Here is an 18,675-nt window from a genome sequence, read left to right as displayed (position 1 = left end):
GAGTATGATATAAATAACTGGTAATTTATCCAATTGTTATGATGTGCTTTACTGTTTCATCAGCATGATTAGAGGGGGGAGAAAATGAAAAAGGATTTGAGTAAAAGAATAGAAGCGCTAGAAACAACGATTGATACGTTGCAGGAGACGCTTTATGAGTTAAAAGCGCAGCAAAGAGTAATGGAAGAAGAAAAAGTTCAGCAATTCAGGGAACCGATTAAAGAGGAAATAGAAGTTGGTATTCTGAAACCAAATGTAAAAAAAGAAGAAGTTTTTGCTGATCAAGAAAGTGTGAAGGAACCAGAAATAAAGCAGGTAGATATATCTGCGTTTAAGCCAGAGCCATTTGATATTATAAAATTTTGTCAAACATGGCTGCCAAGAATTTTCGTTGCAATTATGTTGCTTGGAGTCATTTGGCTATTTAAGGCAGGAGTAGATGCAGGATTACTTACGCCAGTCATTCGGATTGTATTTGGGGTAGCGTTATCAGTTGGATTGTATTATATAGGGGATATGCAAATCAAACAGGAACGTCAAGCGCTTGGCCTCGTGCTAGCTGGTGGTAGTGTGACAAGTATTGTTTTAACAACATTTGCTGCACATTATTTGTACAACTTTTTTCCGGCCAGCATTGCATTCATCTTAAATATTATTTGGATTATACTCGGTATTTATCTTGCTAAGCGATATCAATCAGAGTATCTTGCTATATTTGTATCGGTAGGAGCATTTTTTGTACCATTTTTATTAAATAGTGCAGCCCCTAATTCCTACATTTTCTTTGGATATGAAACGTTATTAACAGTGAGTTTATTATGGTATGCATATAAAAATCGTTATCAATATTTATATATGGTGTCTTACGCTGTTTCTGTACTTGTAACGTTCATCTTCTTTGTAGTTATGACAGTATTGTTAGGAAATCTACACGTACAATTAACAGTTGTTTATGGACTGATTCATCTTACACTATTTTGGCATATGTTCATTGATCGAACCTTTATTTATCAACCGAGAATGGCAGCATTTAGCGCCAATGCAATCTTCTTTATAATGTCAATTGCGAAGATTCCTGAATTTACAACATGGGGATTATTGATAAGTGCGATTGTACACGTTGTAATGTTTGGAGCTGAATATAGGAAAAATAAAAAATCGTTATTTACGGATCTTTTATTCGGTTTTGCGATGGGGTCGTTTAGTTTAGCGATTTTATATGAATTTAGTTTAGTGAATGGAGCAATTGTATTGATGTTACAAGGATTTTTAGGTGTTATTACTTCTACAAAGATGAAACAAGAAGTGAAATTGTATATAAGTGCTACCATCTATGCAATTGGTATGCTTCAGACGCTTGTTAGTCCGTTTGAGGCATTTATGTCAGCTGCTTTTGTAGCTCATCTCATTTTAGTTGGAACATTCTATTATGGCATGATGAAAGTGAAACCTATGTTACAACATTTTGGAAAATATATATATTCTATTACGATGTATGGATTTATGGTACTGGTATTTATTACGATTACTAGAATAGGAGAAGTGCTTTCAACGGATGGCAGCATTATAAGTGTATATGTGTCACTTTTATGGATGATATATGCTTTAGTATCAGTTTGGTTTGGTCGTAATAGAAGAATGAATGAAATATTATATGCTGGACTTGTTGTATTAGTTGTAACAGTTGGTAAGCTATTTTTCTTAGATTTACCAGAAGTATCGATGATGATTCGCGCAGTGTTATTCTTACTTGTTGGTGGGCTAGGAATTGTTATTTCAAGAATGTTCTTCTCGAAAGAAAAAGATAAGTAGTAAAAAAGCAATCCATTTAGGATTGCTTTTTTACTATTTATCCCGTATTAACGGGCAGTAATACTCCCACCTCAAAATTCTGCGAAAGCAAAGAAGTTAGGTGGGGGATCAACTGCCCGTAAAAGCTCGATTCGTGAGGGCTGATTAAAGTTTCACTTTATTATTAATAGTGACAGCTTCATTATATTTTGTCATTGTATTTTGACGAAGACGCAAAGTGGCTTGTCCAGTTGTATTCGGTGCGAGTTGTACATTTACTATTTTTTCAGCAAAACCTAGGCTATTTGTCGTGAAAGAGAATACACTACTATATCCAAAAGTAGAAGGCCAAGTACCATTTTCATTTTGTACTTTCGCAACTTGTGTTCCTCCAGTTGTAAAAATCCCTAGAGAATAATTATTGTATGTCGCATTAGGTAATAAATTGTTCGCTTGAAGTTTTATTTGAAATACTTCGTTGTTCGGTAGAATACTAGGGTGAATGACTGTATAATCGCTAGTTGTTACAGACCCCTTATATCCATAAGAACCAAGCTTAAATGTATTTGTATTGAACCATTGATATCCTTGATTTGGAGCACTCCAAGGTTCTGGTTGTGGCTCAGTTGATAAATTAGGTTGTTCAAATGTTTGCAAAGGTGTCGGGTTATCAAGTTGTAAGCCATTTATTTGATCTAAACTTGTATAAGGTTCTTGTTTAGATAACCAATTTACAATATTTTCTAACAGAATAGCATCATTTTCTTCTTTATATCCATCATATGTTTTTTTTGTTTGTCCTGTATCTTCACGAACATATTTTGGTGAGGCATCCTCAACAGGAGAAGAATCGCCGATAAATGCTGCTTTTCCAAGACCGACTTTAGCAATAGCAGCGTAAGGACCTTCTGCAATACCGCCACCATTATAAACACCACTATCAACAGCGTTATTCCATTTTGATGGGTTTTCTGGAAGGTACACGATTCCTTTTGCTAATTTAGGGTTTGTAATGGCAAGTGTAGAACCAGCATGCATTGCTACGGATGAAACACCTTTTGTAATACCAAAGGATTGTTCAGGTGATACAATATTTTTGGCAGAAACATCTCCAAGCGCATTATAGCGAAAGCGAATACCAAAGTTTTGAGATAACCAATCGGAGCTTTCTACTCCTTGCATTGCTGGCGAGTTTGCTTCTTCATTAGACATACCTTTTGCAGGGTTGTCCCATGCACCACGTCTGTATCCATTAAATACCTCTGAAGAATCCCAGCGGTTTTTATTTCGGTCAGCATTATAATGATCTGCGATAAAGAAAATACTACCACCATTTTTAACATATTGTAACATTGCATCTTGTTCAGATTTTTTATAAGGAATATTTGCTTCAGGAACGATAAATACATGATAATCTTTTAAATTTTCATATGTAATAGGTGTAGATTGGCGAAGCTCTTTTACAAAATATCCATTTTTAGCAATACCATTTCCAAAATCAGAAAAACCACCATCAATGACCCAATCAGCTGTACCTGCTGTTTGCCCATGTGTATTATCAAATAATACTTTCTTCCCATTGTTTTGATTTACAACTTTTGCAGTAATTTGAGGTGCTGGATCTGTAGCACTTTCAGCGAAAGTAGGTGGAATATAAGCGCTTCCGATACTGAGTGTAATTGCTGTTGCTAAAGAAAGTTTAAGCCATTTTTTGTTCTTCATAGAAGAACCCCCCTAATAATAAATATATGTGCCTTAATAATGTAATGGATTTTTTTATGAAAATAAAGATGGAAAATGTAAAATATACAAAAAAATTGTAAAAATAACATGAATTTTGTTGATAAATATTTGTGTGAAAAATAAGAAAGTCCCTTCCTCGCTATAAGGAAGGGGTAACATATTTAACTAATTTTTGAATTTTGTGCAGCATCTATCCTATGGAACCCTTTTAAATAATATACAGCTGCTAATGAAATTAACCAAATCGGACCAACAATTAATGCAATTCGTGTGTCCTCTGAATAAGCCATAATTCCTAATACTAATGCAAGGAAACCAAGCGAGAAATAAGAGCTTAAAGGATGTAATGGCATCTTGTACGTTAGTTTTTGTACAGATTGTGCTGGTAATCCTTTGCGGAAGCGGATTTGGGCAACTAATATGATCCCCCATGTCCAAATCGCGCCGAACGTTGAAATGCTAGTAAGCCATGTAAATACTTTTGCAGGAACAAGGTAATTTAAAACAACACCAACGAGTAAGACGAAGGAAGTTGCTATAATTCCGTTACTTGGAATGCCATTTTTATTTAAACGGCCGAATTTTTCAGGTGCCTTTTTTTGCTCGGCTAATGTAAATAACATACGTCCCGTACTAAATAAACCACCGTTACAGGATGAAAGAGCTGCTGTTAAGACAACAAAGTTAATAATTCCCGCCGCTTTTGCTATACCAATTTGTTGGAATGTTAATACGAACGGGCTTCCTTTATCGCCAAGTTCATTCCATGGATAAATTGCCATCATAACAAATAAAGCACCAACATAGAACAGTAAAATACGCCAAAATACGTTATCAATTGCTTTCGCGAGTGTTTTCTTCGGGTTTTGTGCTTCACCAGCTGTAACGCCGATAAGTTCGACTCCTAAATAAGCAAATAGAACCATTTGTAAGGAAAGAAGTAACCCAGAAAAACCATTTGGGAACCAGCCGCCATGTGACCAAAGATTTGAAATTCCAGTCGCGATACCATCATTTCCAAATCCAAATAGAATAATGCCTGTCCCAATTACGATCATACAGATAATTGTGATAATTTTAATTAAAGCAAACCAAAATTCAAGTTCCCCGAATACTTTTACAGATAAAAAGTTGAATGCACTCATTAATACGAGAGCCATTAATGCCCAAATCCAGCGCGGGATATCTGGGAACCAAAACTCCATATAGATACCAGCGGCAGTAATTTCCGCCATGCAAGTAATAACCCATAAAAACCAATAGTTCCAACCGGTGATATAGCCTGCTAACGGCCCTAAATAATCATATGCATATTTACTAAAAGAGCCAGCAACTGGTTGTTCAATTGCCATCTCTCCAAGAGCACGCATAATGAAGAAGATAACGAGTCCAGCAATCATGTAGGCTAATAGAATAGAAGGTCCAGCTAATTTTATAGCGGAAGCAGATCCTAAAAATAGTCCTACGCCAATAGCGGATCCGAGAGACATCAATGTGATGTGTCGTTGTTTTAGACCGCGGTTTAAAGTTCCTGATTTGTTTGCTGCATAAAAAGTCCTCCTTATAGGATGAAAAAAATTGAATACGCTTACTTGAAGTGAAACTATTTTAAATTATAAAACATTTCTGTCTGTTATGCTACAAAAACAATTATTGTACGCTGTACTATATAAAACTATTTGGATTTTTTAATATATAATTGAGGATAACTTGTATTTGTGTTTTCTCTTTTTTCTAAACGTAGCATGGGGCTAAAATAGGACCTGACCGCTTCTATGTATGGCCGGACGCTCTTTCCCACCTATAAGAAAGGTTTTTCAATTTGTCAGACCTAAACTTAAAATTCGAACTATTAGTGAATATATTGACTCTTCTTTTTATGGATTGGTATGATTAAGTATTACATTTTCTCAATAATAAGAAAAGAATGTGTGATAATAATTCATTGTGTAGGAAGGGTACCTAAGTATGTTTCAATTACAAAAGTATAACACTTCTGTGAAGCAAGAGATTTTAGCTGGCATCACAACATTTTTTACATTTGCGTACATTCTGGTCATCAATCCGAAAATATTAGCTGATGCAGGTGTACCATTTGATCAAGCATTTACGGCAACCATTATTGCAACAGTTGTTGGAACATTATGTATGGCGTTTTTAGCAAACTATCCGATTGTTATTGCTCCAGCGATGGGGATGAATGCGTATTTTGCTTATTCTGTTGTACAAAAGGCAGAAGGTATTACATATGTTATTGCGTTTTCAGCAGTATTTGTTACAGGTATTATTTTTCTTTTATTGTCTTTCACATCATTTCGTCAAAAGCTTATTGTGGCGATTCCAGACAGTTTAAAACAGGCTATTGCAGGTGGGATTGGGTTATTTATTGCTTTTATTGGTTTTCGTCTATCTGGGATTATTGTTGATCATCCATCTAATTTAGTTACAATCGGGAATTTTCATTCACCATCTGTTATATTAACTTTATTTGGATTAGCGTTGGCAGCTGTATTAATGGCTTTACGTGTGAGTGGATCATTATTTATTAGCATGATTGTAACCGGGATTGTTGCCTTTTTTACAGGACAACTGAAGTTTGAGAATGAAATTGTAGCGATTCCGCATTTGCCGGAAGGGATTATCGTTTCAAATCCAATCAATGCTTTTTCTGATGTAATTGAATATGGATTGTATGGTGTTGTCTTTTCTTTTTTACTCGTTCTTTTATTTGATACAACGGGTGCGTTACTTGGTTTAATTAAACAAGCTGGTTTAAATACAGATAATGCCGAAAAACGTTTCGGTAAAGCATTTATTGCGGATGCAATCGGCGGTACAACGGGAGCCGTGTTTGGGACAAGCCCAACAGCAGCAACGATTGAATCATCAGCTGGAATTGCGGCAGGTGGTAAAACTGGATTAACAGGTATTGTAGTAATTTGCTTAACGATCGTTACTGCATTTTTCAGTCCTGTTATTGCTTCGTTATCTAGTGTAGCAGCAATTACTGCTCCATCACTAATCATTGTAGGAAGTCTAATGGCGCAAAGCATAAGAGATATTAATTGGAGTGAATTTGAAGATGCACTGCCGGCATTTTTAATTTTTATCGGAATTCCGTTAACATCTAGTATTGCAAATGGAATTGCACTTGGATTTTTAATTTATCCGATTTTAAAGATTGTAAAGGGAAAAGGGAAAGAAGTTCATCCGCTACTTTATTTCTTTGCAATTTTATTTGGATGTCATTTGTTCTTATAATCGTGTAGAAAAGGGTGCTTCCATTAGGAAGTGCCTTTTTTTCATGTATAATGAATTGAAAGTTTGATTTGTAGAAGTTTAAAATTGGTTATAAAGAATAAAAAGTGGAATATTTTATGTAATTTATAAATTGAATAATGAAATATATATGTTACAATTAATGGTGAAGGAGGGACATGGATTGGCTGTAAGTAAAATAAAAGTCGCTCGTGTTCAGTTAGATTTAACACAACAACAATTAGCAGAAAAAGTAGGAGTTACAAGGCAAACGATTAGTTTAATTGAAAAGGGGAAATATAACCCTTCTTTAGAGTTATGTTTAAATATTTGTTATGCACTAAATAAAACGTTAAACGATTTATTTTGGGAGGAGAGGGAGTGAAGGGTAACCATGAGGATCGTGAAAGATGAACGGTTAATGGTTCAAGGATTAAAACATATTAGAATGGCATTTATGCTACAGAACTGTATAATATTAAGTATGATTTTTTATCGTTATGTTATAAAGGGAACTGGATATGAAGGGGTTTCTGACTTGCTAATGTTATTTATGCTTGGGATCATATCCGTCAATGTTTTAAATCTAAAGCAATCAGTTGAGGTATATGAAAGCGGAGAGCCGGAAAAACGTAGCTATTTTTTCAAATTGTTACTTATTCCGATTATACTTACGGGTGCTATCATGGGAATTCAAATGATTATAACACCTGATGCTTCTATACTAGATGCAGGGATAATTGGTATTGTTGTATTTCTTTGTTCTTTAGTTCCTTTTTTATATGTCTATTATTATAGAAAATCAATAAGAGATGAAGATGATGAATTATAATATAGCCCTCTCCATATGGAGAGGGCTATATTATGATTATAACGCTTTATACATCAATTTATGAAGTCCAATCGGATGGATATCAAACATTTCGCCGTGTTCATGGAATTCTAATCGTTTGTAGTAATCGGTAACCGTAATTCGGGCATTGCACCACAGCAGCTCTGCTTGGCGTTCCTTTAAGATTATTTCGGCATGATTAATTAATGAGCGACCAGCATGTTGCTTTCGAAAAGCGGGAACTGTAGCCATGCCTCGTAAGCGATAATGGTTATTACCTTGTAAGGAAGGCTCTGCTTCAGATGAGAAAGAAGCGATACTAATGAGTTCATCATGTAAGAAGGCACCGAGATGAAAGGAATTTGTTTCGTAATCAGATGTGTATTTGCAAGCATCTAACTGTTGATTTGGTCGCAAAATACCTTGCCGTAGTTTATATGTTTCAGAGGCATCAATATGTTTGATTGTAATCATATTATTGTCCTTTCTTATGAGGATTTCTCAATAAGTTGCAGAAAAAAATAGGCCGGCGCAACACAAAGACCTAATATGCTACCAGTACCAATGAGAAGGGAAAGAAAGAGACAAAAGTATTTCGTACCATTGGATTTCTTCCATCCATAGCTGCAAATTTCAATGCTAATGCCAATAAGAATAATGGCAACGAGTACTTCTGCTAATAACAAAAGAGCTAAAGTTGAAATAGACATAGTGTGATTCATCCCCATAATATGTGATAGTAATATTTTACCATTAAAAAACGAGAATCTTAAGAAAAATTTTGCGAATGTTATGTACTAAAAAAATCCCCTCTCAATTTTGAAAGGGGACCTGCTGCTATTCTAATATGCTTTTCAGTGTATCGATGTGCTCTTTTGAGCCTGTTACAAGAAGCGTATCGCCATGTTGTAATTTTGTATCACCGTGTGGTACGAGTGCTTGATTACCACGGTAAATTTGAATGATGAGCACGTCACCTAGGAACGGCAGACGACGAAGCGGTAAACCGTTATATTTATTACTACGTAATTCAACTTCACGAACTGTTTCATTTGCTGTCGTAATTAAACGAACGAGACTGGGTCTATCGATGAGTGCGCGTAATAAAATTCGTGTAGAGTTGATGGTGGAGAATACGGCAATATGTTCTTGTGTTGCTTTTTCCTGTAGAAGTGGATCTTCTACACTTGCAATAACATGTTCAACGCCTAATTCTTTCGCATGTTCTGCTAATAATAAGTTTTGTTCATCATCGCTTGTTGCAACTACAACGCGATCTGCATCGAATGCTTTGTGTTCTTCTAATAGTTCTATCGTAATTGTATCTAGTTTTACAATCGGGAAGTCATGGGACTTTGCTTCCTCTGTATTTACTTTATTTTGACGCATCATGTATAGGGTCACATCATAATCTTCACGTTTTAAATCAAGTGATAGTGGAAGAGTGATTCGACTTGCGCCAATAATAGAAACTCTTGGTTTTGGTGTTTCCATTTTTGGAAACATCTTTTTAAAGAATATAGGTGCAAAAATACATGTAATAACTGCACTCAAAATAAGTGAAGCAGATAGACTGGGACTAATGATATTTAGCTTTTCACCAATTTGTGCTGCGGCAATAACTAATGAAAGTGTCGATGTTAATAAAATCGCACTTCCTAATACAATATTACGTGGGTACCATTTTCTTAGTACAAGTGATGGCAGTAGTTTTGAAATAAAGAGTCCCACAATTAAAATCGGAATCATTAGCATACTAGAAGGCTCTTTAAAAATAGACCATACTTCTAAATTAACACCAACCATAACGAAGAAAATTGGGATGAAGAAGCCATATCCGATGGAATCAAGCTTTTCGACCATATCTTCATTTGGTGATAATAGGGATACGAGCACACCTGCTAAAAAGGCCCCTAAAATATTTTCTGCACCAACAGATTCAGATAAACCGACTAAGATTAAAATGAGTGCAAATACGGCACGTGTGTCAATTTGGACACTACCAGCCTTTAAATTTTCTAGGTATGGAATATTTTTAAAGCGTCTTGCCACAAAGTAAATGACAATACCTGCGCCAAATAGAACGAGAAGAAGCCACATGCTTTGACCGCTTTCCGAGTTCAGTCCGACGAATACAGCGAGTAGGATCATCGTAACTAAATCGGCAATAACAGCAACTAATAAAATGATTTGGCCAATTGCTGTTTTCCCTAAGTTATTTTCTTTTAATGTTGGAACAACAACACCTAAAGAAATTGTTGAAATAATTAATGTCATAAATAAGGCACTATCTACAAATTCAAGCCATACGAATATAAGTGATATAGCGTAGGATAAGATGAAAATGAATAAAAAGATAATGCTTGCTACTTGGAACGTGTTTGGTTCGTTCGTCGTATTCTTTTTCCCTTTTTGTTTAAAGATAGAAAAATCGATTTCTAAACCGCTTAAGAACATTAAGAAGATAAATCCTAGTGTTGATAAGACTTGAAGCCACATGTCTGGCTCGATGACATTAAATCCACTTTTTCCTACAAAAATTCCTGCGATAATTTCTGCAACTACGACAGGAAGTGCTTTTAATTTAAAGCGTTGTAACAAAAGGGGAATGAAAAACGCGATTGCGACAACAATCATAAGTGATAGGACTGAGGAATGATGTTCCACTGCGTTCTCTCCCTTCAAATAATATAGTACTTATTTTAGCCATATTATAGGAAGAAAAGCAATGCATGTGAACTCGATTTCATAAAGAAAGAGTTTTCTTAACATTTGTCATAATAAGTATGGTTTACATGATAATGTTGTAATTTCCGTAATATGGATAGAAGAGGAGGGGAATAAAGTGAAACTTTAATCAGTGGGGGTTTTCTTCATCTCCCACTGATTATTAGTTGAACCAATCGGGCTTTTACGGGCAGTTTATCTCCCACCTAACTTCTTTGCTCCCGCCGAATTTTGAGGTGGGGGTATTACTGCCCGTTAATGCGGGATAAATAAAAAGACTGCTGAGATAATCTCAACAGTCCATTTTCTATTCATTACATAGAGAAGAAAATCCATACAGTAAGACCGATTGTTGCGATTGCAACGAAGAAACTGTATATCATTGTAAGAATTTGAATTGTACCTTCTCCTTCTCTTAAGTGCATGAACATAATTAATTGTAATAAAGCTTGCGCAAGTGCCATTACGATAATAGTTGTTAATATCGTTGAAAGTGGCAAGTCTGTGTAAAGCGCAACGTATAAAGCAAGAAACGTTAGTGCAAGCGATAAAATGAACCCGAAAACGTGTGACCATGGAAACCCGCTATGCGAATGTCCATTTGCTTGAGTATTGTTTTGTCCCATTATTACGCCACCATCCCGTTCAAGTAAACTAGTGTGTAAATGAAGATCCAAACAAGGTCAAGGAAATGCCAGTATAAGCTGATAATGAATACTTTACGAGCTGTAACTGGTGTTAAGCCTCTTTTTAAAATTTGGATGATTACACAAGTTGCCCAGATGATACCACCCGTTACGTGGGCACCGTGCGTTCCAAGAAGAACGAAGAATCCAGATAAGAACGCGCTTGTTTGAAGCGTAGCGCCTTCCCCAACATACAGGATGAACTCTTCAATTTCAAAGAATAGGAAGCCTGCACCTAAAAGTAATGTGAGAATGAACCATCCTAACATAGCTTTTTGGTTATGCTTACGCATTTCATGAATTACGATACCGCATGTAAAACTACTTGTTAAAAGTAGGAGTGTTTGAATTAAAAGTGTTTTAACTTCAAACAATTGCGCTGGTGTTGGGCCATCTGCCGTACGACCAGCAAGGACTAAATAAGAGGCGAAAAGTGTTGCGAACAGCATAATTTCAGCCCCTAGGAAAATCCAGAACCCTAGAATATTCAATCTGCTTTGTTCAGATTGATATTCTAAAGGTAAGCTTTTATCTAAAGCCGCCATTTCGTTTCACCTCTCATGCTACATGTTCTGTTTTTTTAATTTCATCAACGCTTACGTAGTAACCATCGTCATAATCAAATGAACGATAGATCATACAAGCTAGCATACCGATACCGCCAATAATTGCTAACCAGAACCAGCTAAATACTAACGCAAAACCAGCAAGACCGATAAAGCTAGACATAATAATTGGCACACCAGAGTTACTTGGCATGTGAATTGGTTTTAATTCATCTGCTTTTGGTGTAATTGTTTCTCCGCGTTGCTTCATGAACCAGAAAGCATCAGCTTCTTTAATTTCAGGAAGTTTAGCGAAGTTGTAATGTTGTACAGGAGATTGAGTTGCCCATTCAAGTGTACGACCATTCCATGGATCTCCAGTAGTGTCACGCTCACCGTGACGTGCACTCCAAACTACGTTGTAGCAAAGGATTAGGAAGCCGATACCCATCATTACCGCACCGACAGATGCGATTTGGTTTAGCCAACCCCATCCTAAATCAGCGGAGTAAGTGTACATACGACGAGTCATACCATCTAAGCCTAAGAAGTACATTGGGAAGAAACAGATGTTAAATCCACTCATAAAGATCCAGAATGTCCATTTACCTAGGCGTTCGTTTAACATATGACCAGTCATTTTTGGATACCAGAACGTAAATCCAGCAAGCATTGCGAATACTGTACCTGCGATTAATACGTAGTGGAAGTGGGCGATTAGGAAGTAGCTGTTATGGTATTGATAGTCAGCTGCTGCCATTCCAAGCATAACCCCTGTAACCCCACCGATTACGAAGTTTGGAATAAATGCCAATGACCAAAGCATTGGAACTGTAAAACGAATACGTCCTTTATACAGTGTAAACAACCAGTTAAAGATCTTAACCCCGGTTGGAATCGAAATCGCCATTGTCGAAATCGAGAAGAATGAGTTAACGGCTGGACCAGATCCCATTGTAAAGAAGTGGTGAAGCCATACAACGAAACTTAGTAAAGAAATTGCAATCATTGAGTACACCATTGCGCTGTATCCGAATAGACGTTTACGTGCGAATGTACTAATGATTTCAGAGAAAATACCGAATGCCGGTAAGATAACAATATATACTTCAGGGTGACCCCATACCCAGAACAGGTTGGCCCAAAGCATTGGCATACCGCCGCTCGCCATCGTAAAGAAGTGAGCATCAAATAGACGGTCAAATGTCATTAATGCAAGAGCAACTGTTAATACTGGGAAAGCGAAAATAATGATAATTGTTGTGATTAAAATTGACCAAGTAAACATTGGCATTTTCATTAATGTCATACCAGGTGTACGCATTTTTAAAATCGTAACAAGGAAGTTAATACCTGTCATTAATGTACCAAGACCTGAAATCTGTAATGCAATTGCGTAGTAGTTATTTCCTACGCCAGGAGTAAATTCGGTACCAGCCATTGGGAAGTATGATGTCCACCCAGCGTCTGGAGAACCTCCGATAACGAAAGCGATGTTGAATAACATTGCTCCGATAAAGAATAACCAAAAACTTAATGCGTTTAAGAATGGATATGCAACGTCACGAGCACCAATTTGTAATGGTACAACAACGTTCATTAATCCCATAACGAATGGCATGGCCATGAAAAGAATCATAACTGTACCATGCGTTGTGAAAATTCCGTTATAGTGTGTAGCGTCTAAATATGTTGTGTCTGGGAAAGTTAATTGAGCACGGATCATTAGACCGTCCATCCCACCACGGAATAACATTAATACTGCCGATATAATATACATTATACCGATTTTTTTATGGTCAACAGTTGTTAACCATTCATCCCAAAGCCATTTCCATTTTTTATACTTTGTCAGTACGAAAATGATTGCTAATGTCACAAGAACAATAGATGCGTCAGCTCCGTAAATAATCGGATCGCCTGTGACAAAAAATTCATCAAGCTTCACTGTGTTCACTCCAATCTGTTGGAATAATATCTGTTACTTTTTGTTTTTGTAGTAGTTGTAATCACAGTATTCAAGTGATTTTGGATCTACATACTTTAAGTGGTGACTAGAGAATGTCATACGCCCTACTACACCAGGTTTAATGATTTCGTTATATTTTTCTTCTGTCAGTGGTTTAGCAGTTTCTTTTACTTCTTTTACCCACTTGTCATAATCTTCTTTTGTTTTTGCTTCAAGCTCAAATTCCATGTGAGTAAATCCTTCACCGGAGAAGTTTGAGCTACGACCAAGGTAAGAACCTGGCTTATCAGCTTGTAGGAATAAATCCATAATCATGCCGTCCATTGTGTATTTCATACCACCAAGTTCTGGAACCCAGAAGGCATTCATTGGACCAACAGATGTTAATTTAAATTGAATTGGTGTACCAGCTGGTACGTTTAAATAGTTAACGGTTTCAATATTTTCCTCTGGATAACTGAATAACCATTTCCAGTTAGCTGATGTAACATAAATTTCAACTGGTTTAATATGTTTAGACTCTTTTGGAACCTCTTCTGATGCATAAGTTGCTTTTACCGTTGGAATTGATAATGCAATAACGATAATAACTGGGAAGAGTGTCCAAATAATTTCTAATAATGTGTTACCGTGTTGATCAGGTGGCTCATAGTCCATGTTTTCTGGTTTTTCACGATAACGAATCAAGATGACTGTAAACAAAATGAATACAATTGCAATAATCAACAACATAAGTACGAATGACCAAACGATCAAATCATACTGTGCTTTTGCAACAGGCCCCTGTGGATTTAATACTGCAAGTTTTTTCTCACAGCCACCGAGGAACAAGAGTAGTGATAAAGGAAGAAGTGAAGCCAACTTCCAAAACGATTTCTTTAGTTGCACGATTGAAAATCTCCTTTCTCCTTGGATTGAAACTATGCCAATAAAACAATATAAACCTATTAATTTATAGAAGGCAATAGTTTTTGTTAGATTGTTAAAAAATAGACACAAATGCACACTTTTTAAGGTGAATATCATTTGTAACTTGATTACATTGTAAACCATTTTTCAGACGAAACTATGATTGTGAGAATTTTAAGATAATTAAAGTTATACCAGCATATCCAAGAAATAGAAAAAAACTATCTTATCATAAGGTAAGATAGTTGAATATTTCATATATTTAGTTTATTTCTTGTGTAATACTTCGTTGCTGTTCAAATGTGACAACTTTTTTATATTTCACTTGATACAAGATATAGCAAATAATCATAAATGGAATCCCGCAGTAAAGTGCAATGCGTTGATCTGGAATGAAAGCTAAACTAACGAATGTAATAAAATTTAAAGAGAAAGCTAAAATTGGAACGATTGGATAAAGTGGTGTGCGATATTTTAAATCGTTTATATTTCCGCCATTTTTTATAAATTCTCTTCGGAAGAAAAATTGTGAAGCTGCAATTGACATCCAGACAACAACTGCTGCCATTGCGGCAATGGATGTTAATACTAAAAAGACGGTATCTGCTGCAAATACGCTTGTTAATAGCGAAAGGCTCGCAAAGATAAGGCTGAAAACTAATACGTTCAGTGGCACACCTTTTTTCGTTAGTTTTGTAAATATAGGGCTTGCCATGCCTTGTTTTGACATCGCCCAAAGCATACGTGAATTCGCATATAGTCCTGAATTAGCTACAGATAATACAGCAGTAATAATAACAAAATTCATAATATCTGCTGCGTATGGAATTCCCACTGTGTCAAAGACGAGTACGAATGGACTTTCTACAAGATTGGCCTCTTGCCATGGAAGTAAGCCAACAACAACTGTAATTGCTAGTACGAAAAAGAATAAAGTTCGCCAAATTGTATTTTTAATTGCTTTTGGAATTGTTTTTTCAGGGTTTTCACTTTCACCTGAAGCGATACCAATTAATTCCGTTCCCTGGAAAGAGAAATTTACTGTAATCATTGTAAATAGAACAGCTAAAACACCGTTAGGGAATAGTCCACCATTTTCTGTGAAATTATGTAGCATTGGTGCTGGTTTTTCATTGAAATCTAGGAATCCAAACATAACGGCGCCTCCAAGTACGATGAAGACGATGATTGTTGCAACCTTGACGCTAGCAAACCAAAATTCTGCTTCTGCATATGCTTTTGCTGATAAAGCGTTTACAACGAAAAGTAATGCTGCAAATATAACGCACCAAATCCATGAAGAAACATCCGGAAACCAGCGCTTCATTAAAATACTAACAGTCGTTAGTTCGACACCAACTGTAACGGCCCAGTTTAACCAATACATCCAGCCAACGACAAATCCAAAACCAGGTGAAATAAATCGGCTTGCATAACTTTGGAATGAGCCTGCTTCTGGCATTGCAACAGATAGTTCACCAAGACAAAGCATTGTTAAATACATAACGAAGCCACCAACTAAAAATGCAAGGATGGCTCCACCAGGTCCGGCGTTATGAACGATTTGTCCTGATCCCATGAATAATCCTGTACCGATAACACCTCCGAGTGCAATCATAAAAAGGTGTCTGCTTTTCATTGTCCGTTGTAAACTTGTTTGTTCTGTATTAGTTTGATTCATATTCTCTTCACCCCGTGTTCTTTTCCTTGTTTGTTTTGCTCGATGAATATCGAGCGTGCTTCATTTCACTAATCATTAGTGGGGGATGAAAAACATACTGATAGTAGTTTTCTGTATATCACTATAGAAATTGATTATGTATATTTTCTGGGTGTAAGAGTGGTGATAAAAACAACTATGATTAGTCTCTCATTTCATGTTTTGTGAATAAAAGAAGGCCCTTTCTAAAACACATAACGCTTTTGATTATAGCGGAATATTCTGAAAAAGTACATGTATTTTTCTTTTAATTACAAAGAATTAGAATTTTAAAACAGTTAGATTGAATAATAATTCATATAATCTTTCTGGCAAACTAGACGGAAGAAAGGTACAATAAAAGATGAAAATGATGATGTAATGGAGTTTTGAACATGTCAAAGAGATTCAAATATATATGTATTATAGGGATTATACTTGTTGCTATTATTTTTATAGGGAAAAATAAAATTCTTCAAAAAGTCCAAGAGTTACGAGTAGATTTTTTGTTTGATATGAAAGAAACAGCTATGATTGAAAGTGTTCCATTCATAAAACAACTTCCAGAACTGCAGCGAGGTTGTGAGGTTACGAGTCTAGCAATGTTATTGCAGTATAAAGGTGTACAAGTAGATAAGATGCAACTTGCAAGTGAAATCAATAAAGTTCCATTTAAAGAAAATAACCTTCGAGGAAACCCTTATGAAGGATTCGTTGGAAATATTTATACGAAGGCTGAGCCTGGATATGGTGTGTATCATGAGCCTATTTTTAAACTTGCCGAAAAGTATATGCCTGAAAAAACCATTGATTTAACAGGAAAAGATATTCAGGATATTTATAAAGTCATAAGTTCAGGTTCACCAGTATGGGTAATTGCGAATACAACGTTTCAACCGCTAGCTGAAGGTAGTTTTGAAACATGGAATACAAATAACGGTGATATAAAAATTACATATTACGAGCATAGCGTAGTAGTTGTTGGATATGATCAAAACTACGTATATATGAACGATCCGTTAGCTAACAATCCGAATAAAAAAGTATCACGTTCTGAATTTGAAAGAGCATGGGAGCAAATGGGAAAACAAGCGATTACTATTCTATAAAAATAAAAAGCTACCTAATTAGGTAGCTTTTTATTTTTTTCGTTATTCAGGATTGAGAACATTTCTACCTAGAAATTCAGAGAAAATAAAGAGGTTAGATGAAGAGTGCAGAAAAAACGATGTTTAAAGATACGCTCCTCATTAAAATAAATAATATTCAGAATATTATTTATTTTAATGAGGATTCAAGTTATAATAACATTTAACTTGGTGAAGAAAGGAAGAGGAGAAATGGATGAAGTAAAAGATATTGTTCTTTCTAAAGAACAATTAATAGAATGGAGAAGGCATTTTCACAGGTATCCGGAGTTATCTTTTCAAGAAGAAAAAACATCTCAGTATATATACGACATACTTCAAACAATTCCTCATCTAGAACTCTCACGACCGACAAAGTATAGCATCATGGCAAGATTAATTGGTAAACACCCTGGGAAAGTGATTGCGATTCGTGCAGATATGGATGCGCTTCCCATCCAAGAAGAAAATCAATTTGAATTTGTTTCTACATATCCAGGAGTGATGCATGCATGTGGGCATGATGGTCACATTGCGATGCTCCTTGGTGCTGTATATACACTAGTGGAGCAAAGAGAAAAAATTAAGGGAGAAATTCGTTTTCTATTTCAACATGCTGAAGAAGACTTTCCAGGTGGTGCTGAGGAAATGGTTGCAGCAGGCGTGATGGAAAATGTGGACTATATTATTGGAGCGCACCTTTGGGCTTCTTTAGAAGTGGGGAAAGTTGGTTTCATTTATGGTCCAGCGATGGCAGCGCCTGATGTGTTTAGAATTACAATAGAAGGAAAGGGCGGACATGCCGGTATTCCGCATGAAACAGTCGATAGCATTGCTATTGGTACACAAGTAGTTACCCAACTTCAACAAATCGTATCGCGCCTTACGAATCCGTTAGATTCTCTCGTTTTATCTGTAACGCAATTTCATGCCGGAACAACACATAATGTAATTCCAGAGCAAGCGAAGATTGAAGGTACGGTAAGAAGTTTAAAGCATGAATTACGAGAACAAACTGCGCAGCGAATTGAAAAACTTGTTAAACATATTACAGAATCTTATGGCGCAAATTATACATTTTCATATGAGTACGGCTATCGTCCGGTTGTAAATGATGAACAAGTTACACAACTTGTCGAAAATGCGGCATTAGAACTTTACGGAAGAGAGCGGATAGTACGGTTACAGCCGACAATGGCGGGAGAAGATTTTTCGGCCTTTTTACAAAAAGCACCAGGTACATTTTTCTTCATTGGTGCTGGAAATAAAGAAAAAGGGATTGTATACCCGCATCATCATCCTCGTTTTACAATTGACGAAGATGCATTGCCAGTTGGGGTGGAAGTTTTTGTTTCATCTGTTTTGAATTTTATGAGAAAAGGAGAATGA

16 protein-coding genes are annotated in these 18,675 nt (G+C 36.1%); 6 read left to right on the top strand and 10 right to left on the bottom strand.

Features of this window, described 5'->3' with window-relative positions; translation table 11 throughout:
* The first annotated feature begins 84 nt into the window (after nucleotides 1-84).
* Complete coding sequence (locus HRG09_RS07830) at nucleotides 85-1,812, top strand: DUF2339 domain-containing protein (RefSeq protein WP_174100258.1); 1,728 nt, start codon at nucleotides 85-87, stop codon at nucleotides 1,810-1,812.
* Nucleotides 1,813-1,956: 144 nt separating this feature from the next.
* Here HRG09_RS07830 and HRG09_RS07825 read toward each other — a convergent pair whose 3' ends face one another.
* Nucleotides 1,957-3,513: a DNA-binding protein gene (locus HRG09_RS07825; protein ID WP_174100257.1), complete on the bottom strand. Its 1,557-nt coding sequence runs from the start codon at nucleotides 3,511-3,513 to the stop codon at nucleotides 1,957-1,959.
* 182 nt (nucleotides 3,514-3,695) lie between these two features.
* Nucleotides 3,696-5,024, bottom strand: coding sequence for an amino acid permease (locus HRG09_RS07820; RefSeq protein WP_254610045.1), 1,329 nt, complete (start codon nucleotides 5,022-5,024; stop codon nucleotides 3,696-3,698).
* Nucleotides 5,025-5,502: 478 nt separating this feature from the next.
* Here HRG09_RS07820 and HRG09_RS07815 point away from each other — a divergent pair, with 478 nt between their 5' ends.
* The 3 genes from HRG09_RS07815 (at nucleotide 5,503) to HRG09_RS07805 (ending at nucleotide 7,624) form a co-directional block, all read left to right on the top strand.
* On the top strand, nucleotides 5,503-6,795 hold the full coding sequence (locus HRG09_RS07815; protein ID WP_174100256.1) for an NCS2 family permease: 1,293 nt from the start codon (nucleotides 5,503-5,505) through the stop codon (nucleotides 6,793-6,795).
* 181 nt (nucleotides 6,796-6,976) lie between these two features.
* A complete protein-coding gene (locus tag HRG09_RS07810) occupies nucleotides 6,977-7,177 on the top strand; it encodes a helix-turn-helix transcriptional regulator (protein WP_174100255.1) in 201 nt (66 codons plus the stop codon).
* 9 nt (nucleotides 7,178-7,186) lie between these two features.
* The gene (locus tag HRG09_RS07805; protein WP_174100254.1) at nucleotides 7,187-7,624 is read left to right on the top strand and encodes a hypothetical protein; all 438 of its coding nucleotides are present in this window, start codon (nucleotides 7,187-7,189) and stop codon (nucleotides 7,622-7,624) included.
* A gap of 36 nt (nucleotides 7,625-7,660) precedes the next feature.
* Here HRG09_RS07805 and HRG09_RS07800 read toward each other — a convergent pair whose 3' ends face one another.
* From HRG09_RS07800 to HRG09_RS07765, 8 genes are all read right to left on the bottom strand, one after another.
* Nucleotides 7,661-8,098 carry a GNAT family N-acetyltransferase gene (locus HRG09_RS07800; RefSeq protein WP_174100253.1) on the bottom strand — a complete coding sequence of 146 codons (438 nt, stop codon included), beginning with the start codon at nucleotides 8,096-8,098 and terminating at the stop codon, nucleotides 7,661-7,663.
* 14 nt (nucleotides 8,099-8,112) lie between these two features.
* Nucleotides 8,113-8,346, bottom strand: coding sequence for a DUF4022 family protein (locus tag HRG09_RS07795; RefSeq protein WP_174100252.1), 234 nt, complete (start codon nucleotides 8,344-8,346; stop codon nucleotides 8,113-8,115).
* Between the two features lie 115 nt (nucleotides 8,347-8,461).
* Complete coding sequence (locus HRG09_RS07790; RefSeq protein ID WP_174100251.1) at nucleotides 8,462-10,291, bottom strand: monovalent cation:proton antiporter family protein; 1,830 nt, start codon at nucleotides 10,289-10,291, stop codon at nucleotides 8,462-8,464.
* Nucleotides 10,292-10,665: 374 nt separating this feature from the next.
* Nucleotides 10,666-10,977: a cytochrome aa3 quinol oxidase subunit IV gene (gene qoxD / locus HRG09_RS07785; protein WP_174100250.1), complete on the bottom strand. Its 312-nt coding sequence runs from the start codon at nucleotides 10,975-10,977 to the stop codon at nucleotides 10,666-10,668.
* A 2-nt stretch (nucleotides 10,978-10,979) separates the two neighbouring features.
* Complete coding sequence (gene qoxC, locus HRG09_RS07780; RefSeq protein WP_174100249.1) at nucleotides 10,980-11,582, bottom strand: cytochrome aa3 quinol oxidase subunit III; 603 nt, start codon at nucleotides 11,580-11,582, stop codon at nucleotides 10,980-10,982.
* Nucleotides 11,583-11,595: 13 nt separating this feature from the next.
* Nucleotides 11,596-13,530: a cytochrome aa3 quinol oxidase subunit I gene (qoxB, locus tag HRG09_RS07775; protein WP_174100248.1), complete on the bottom strand. Its 1,935-nt coding sequence runs from the start codon at nucleotides 13,528-13,530 to the stop codon at nucleotides 11,596-11,598.
* A 33-nt stretch (nucleotides 13,531-13,563) separates the two neighbouring features.
* Complete coding sequence (gene qoxA / locus HRG09_RS07770; protein WP_174100247.1) at nucleotides 13,564-14,439, bottom strand: cytochrome aa3 quinol oxidase subunit II; 876 nt, start codon at nucleotides 14,437-14,439, stop codon at nucleotides 13,564-13,566.
* Nucleotides 14,440-14,722: 283 nt separating this feature from the next.
* Nucleotides 14,723-16,141 (bottom strand): amino acid permease, encoded by a 1,419-nt coding sequence (locus HRG09_RS07765; RefSeq protein WP_174100246.1) that lies wholly within the window; start codon nucleotides 16,139-16,141, stop codon nucleotides 14,723-14,725.
* 413 nt (nucleotides 16,142-16,554) lie between these two features.
* Between HRG09_RS07765 and HRG09_RS07760 the strand changes: the two genes are divergently transcribed.
* Together HRG09_RS07760 and HRG09_RS07755 are read left to right on the top strand one after the other, a co-directional pair.
* Nucleotides 16,555-17,268 carry a C39 family peptidase gene (locus HRG09_RS07760; protein WP_174100245.1) on the top strand — a complete coding sequence of 238 codons (714 nt, stop codon included), beginning with the start codon at nucleotides 16,555-16,557 and terminating at the stop codon, nucleotides 17,266-17,268.
* Between the two features lie 231 nt (nucleotides 17,269-17,499).
* Nucleotides 17,500-18,675 carry a M20 family metallopeptidase gene (locus HRG09_RS07755; protein ID WP_174100244.1) on the top strand — a complete coding sequence of 392 codons (1,176 nt, stop codon included), beginning with the start codon at nucleotides 17,500-17,502 and terminating at the stop codon, nucleotides 18,673-18,675.

Origin of the sequence: Bacillus sp. Xin1, from assembly GCF_013314535.1 — a bacterium.
Classification (GTDB): domain Bacteria; phylum Bacillota; class Bacilli; order Bacillales; family Bacillaceae_G; genus Bacillus_A.
This window is presented reverse-complemented; position numbering and strand designations above follow the sequence as displayed.